This window comes from Mycobacterium sp. E2989 (assembly GCF_001667595.1).
Lineage (GTDB): Bacteria > Actinomycetota > Actinomycetes > Mycobacteriales > Mycobacteriaceae > Mycobacterium.
In genome coordinates this window covers 1-4,114 of sequence record NZ_LZJX01000057.1, presented here as the reverse complement: position 1 = coordinate 4,114, position 4,114 = coordinate 1, and the positions used below count along the sequence as shown (strand labels likewise).

The window sequence follows — 4,114 nt, the reverse complement described above, 5'->3', positions numbered from 1 at the left end:
GCGTGTGTGACCGCCACCCCCTTCGGCGTGCCGGTGGTGCCCGAGGTGTAGATGATGTGCGCCATGTCCTCGGGGGACGGCCCCGGCGGCGCCGTCGCGGGCTGGGCGGCCAGGGCCGGATCGGCCACATCTACCACCGAAAGGTGATGGCCCTCCAGCTTCTCGGCCAACGCCGCGGTCGTGACCGCGGCGATCGGGGCGGTGTCGGTGAGCATGAAAGCAATCCGCGCCGCCGGCAACGCCGGATCGATCGGCAAATACGCCGCACCGGCCTTGAGCACCGCCAGAATCGCCACCACCGCCTCGGCCGACCGCGGGAGGAGCAAGGCGACGGCTTGCCCCGGACCGGCGCCATGCTCAATCAATGCGTGCGCCAACCGATTTGCCGCCTCATCGAGCTCGCGGTAAGTCAACGACCGCCCCTCGAACGTCACCGCCGGCGCACCCGCCCGACGGGCCACCTGCGCGGCGAACAACGCCGGAATCGACGCCGGGGTCCACGGCCGGGCCAGCACCGCCCGACCAGCGGCCCCGTCCAACCAAGCGCGCTCACCGGCGTCCAGCACATCGACCGCCGACAGCCGCCGGGTGGTGTTGGTCGTCAGTGCGACCAACACCCGCTCCAAACGGGTGATCAGCGCCTCGACGGTGTCGGCGTCGAACACGTCGGTGCGGAACTCGACCGTCCCGTCGACGCCGTCCGGCCGGCCATCCGCGGTCCAGCGCTCGGCCAGTGAGAACACCAGATCCATTCGCGCCGTGCGGTTTTGAAGCGCCAGTGGGGTGACTGCCACGTCGCCCAGGCTCAGTTCGGTGGGGCTGCCGTTCTGCCAGGTCAGCATGACCTGCACCAGCGGGTGATGGGCGAGGCTGCGGGTGGGGTTGAGCCGCTCCACCAGTACCTCGAAGGGCACGCCCTGGTTTTCGTAGGCCGCGAGGCTGCGCTGCCGCACCTGGGCCAATACCTCACCGAGCGTGGGGTTTCCGGTCAGATCGATCCGGAGCACCAACGTGTTGACGAAGAATCCGACCAGCTCATCCAGCGCCGGATCCTGCCGTCCGGCGATCGGAAAGCCCACCGCCACATCGGACGTCGCGCTGACCTTGGCCAGCAGCACCGCCAACGCGGCCTGGACCACCATGAAGCTCGTCACGTTGTGGTCGCGGGCCACCTCGCGCACGCGTTGCTGCAGTTTCGCCGGCCACTGGACGGTGACGCTGGAGCCGCGATAGTCGGCCTCCACCGGGTAGGGCCGGTCGGTGGGGAGCGCGAGGTGTTCGGGCAGGTCGGCCAGGGCCCGTTGCCAATACCGAAGCTGCCCGGCGATGGGGCTGGCGGGATCATCCAGTTCGCCGAACCGGGCGTGCTGCCACAGCGTGTAGTCGACGTACTGCACCGGCAGCGGCGCCCAGGCGGGTGGCTCGCCCGCGCACCGGCTGGCGTAGGCCGCGCCGAGATCGCGCACCAGCGGCGCCAGTGACCACCCGTCGGCGGCGATGTGGTGGGCGACGGCCACCAGCACGTGCCGGTTGGCCGTGACGCGGAAAAGCATGGCCCGCAAGGGCATTTGGGTGCTCAGATCGAACGTGTGGCGCGCCGCGGTCTCGATGGTCTCGGTGAGGCGGCTCGGCGACCAACCGCCGGCATCGACCACCCGCCAACCGATGTCGGCCTGCGCGGCGGGGATGACCACCTGCTGCGGTGTGCCCTCGGGTGCGACGAACACGGTGCGCAGGGTTTCGTGTCGGGCCACGACATCGGCCAGCGCCGCCGCGAGCGCATCGACGTCCAGGTCGCCGTCCAGTTGCATCGCGGCGGCCATGTTGTAGACGGGCGACGGTCCCTGCAACTGGTCGGTGAACCACAATCGGTTCTGAGCGAACGACAACGGCACCACCGCGGGGCGCGGACCTGCCACCACCCGGGCCGGCCTGTCCTCGGCGGCGCCCAGGCGTGGCGCCAATTGGCGAATGGTGGGGGCCTCGAACAGGGTCCGCACTTCCAGGTGGGCGTCCAGACCGGTGTTGACCGCGGCCATCAACCGCATGGCGGACAAGGAATCCCCGCCGAGGTCGAAGAAGGAGTCGTCGACGCCGACGCGGTCCACCCCGAGCACCTGGGCGTAGATGCCGGCCAGGATCTCCTCGGTCATCGTCGCCGGTGGGCGGTATTCGCTGCCGCGATAGCCGGGTGCGGGCAGGGCGCGGGTGTCGAGCTTGCCGTTGACCGTCAGCGGCAGCTCGTCCATGGCGACGACCGCGGCCGGTACCAGGTAACTGGGCAGCCGCTCGGCCAGGCGGTCGCGGATCTCGGCCGGATCGGCGGTCCCGGTCACGTAGCCCACCAGCCGCTTGTCGCCGGGCCGGTCTTCCCGAAGGACCACGACCGCCCGCTCAACCCCGTCCAAAGCCGTTAGCGCGGTGCGGATTTCGCCGAGTTCGATGCGGTAGCCGCGGATCTTGACCTGTTCGTCGGCGCGGCCCAGGTACTGCAACTGGCCATCGGCACCCCAGCGCACCAAGTCCCCGGTGCGATACATACGTTGTCCAGGCGCACCGGTCCCGCCGAACGGGCACGCCACAAACCGCGTCGCCGACAACGCCGACCGGCCCACATATCCGTGCGCCAAACCCCGCCCGGCCACATACAACTCACCGACCACACCCTCGGGCACCGGCCGCAACCAGCCATCCAGCACAAAGAACCCCAGATGCGCCAGCGACACCCCGATCGGGCTGGCATTGCTGTCGACATCCCCATCGACGACCTCCCGAAACGACGCATGCACCGTGGTCTCGGTGATCCCATACATATTGATCAACCGCGGCAACCCCGGATGATGATGCAACCACCGGCCCAGCCGATGCGGCTCGAGCGCCTCCCCACCAAACACCACCGTCTGCAACTTCAACTGCTGACCCAACTCCGGGGCCAACGCATCCGCGGTCTGCAACGCATAAAACGCCGACGGCGTCTGACTCAGCACGCTGACCTGTTCCCGGACCAGCATCGCGTGCAGCTCCTCCGGCGAGCGGACCACCGCATCCGGCACCATCACCAGCCGGCCGCCGTACAACAACGACCCGAAGATCTCCCACACCGAAAAGTCGAAGGCCAGCGAGTGGCACTGCGTCCACACCTGCCCCAGCGCCAGCTGCGCATCCAACGACTCCAGCAGCTGAGTCACGTTGCGGTGCGGCACCGCCACCCCCTTCGGGGTGCCGGTGGTCCCGGACGTATAGATGATGTAGGCGACGTCCTCCGCCGACGGCGCCGCCAACCCGCCGCCCGGTTGCGCCGCCACGGCGGGGTCGTCGAAATCGACGATGTCCAAGGCCTGCCCGTCCAGGCGCGAGCGCACCGCCGCGGTCGTCACCGCCGCGACCGGCGCGGCATCACCCAACACAAACTCAATCCGCGCCGCCGGCACCGACGGATCCACCGGCACATACGCCGCCCCGGTCTTCAGCACCCCCAAAATCGCCACCACAGCCTCGGCCGTCCGCGGCAACACCACCGCCACCCGCTCGCCCGGGCCAGCACCCCGGCTCACCAACAACTGCGCCAACCGGTTCGCCGACTCCTCCACCTCGCCATACGTCCACGACCGCTCACCATCGGTAATCGCCACCGCCTGCGGCGCCCGGGCGGCCTGCGCGGCGAACAACTCCGGAATCGAAAACACCACGGGCGCTTGCTCATTCAGCGCCGCGCGGTTTCCGATGGCCTCGAGGTGGGCCTGTTCGGACTCGTCGAGCACTTCGATCGATGAAAGCCGGCGGGAGGGATCGGCCGTGAGTTGAACCAGCACCCCTCGCAGCCGCTCGATCAGCCTTTCCACGGTCGCGGTGTCGAACACGTCGGTGCGGAATTCGACCGCGCCGCCGATGCCGGCGGGCTGGCCGTCCTCGGTCCAGCGTTCGGCCAGCGAGAACACCAAATCCATCCGGGCGACCTGGGTGTCCACCGGCATCGGGGTGACCCGCACATCGCCCAGCGTCAGCCCGGCGGCCGGGCCCTCGTGTTGCCAGGGCAGGTTCTGCCAGGCGAGGACGACTTGGATCAGGGGGTGATGGCTGAGGCTGCGGGTGGGACCCAGCCGCTCCACCAGGA

The 4,114-nt window shown here is 69.4% G+C and carries 1 protein-coding gene; it reads right to left on the bottom strand.

Annotated elements, in window-relative coordinates; genetic code table 11:
- On the bottom strand, positions 1-4,114 hold a 4,114-nt coding region (locus tag A5680_RS11115; RefSeq protein ID WP_156675065.1), incomplete at both ends, for a non-ribosomal peptide synthetase.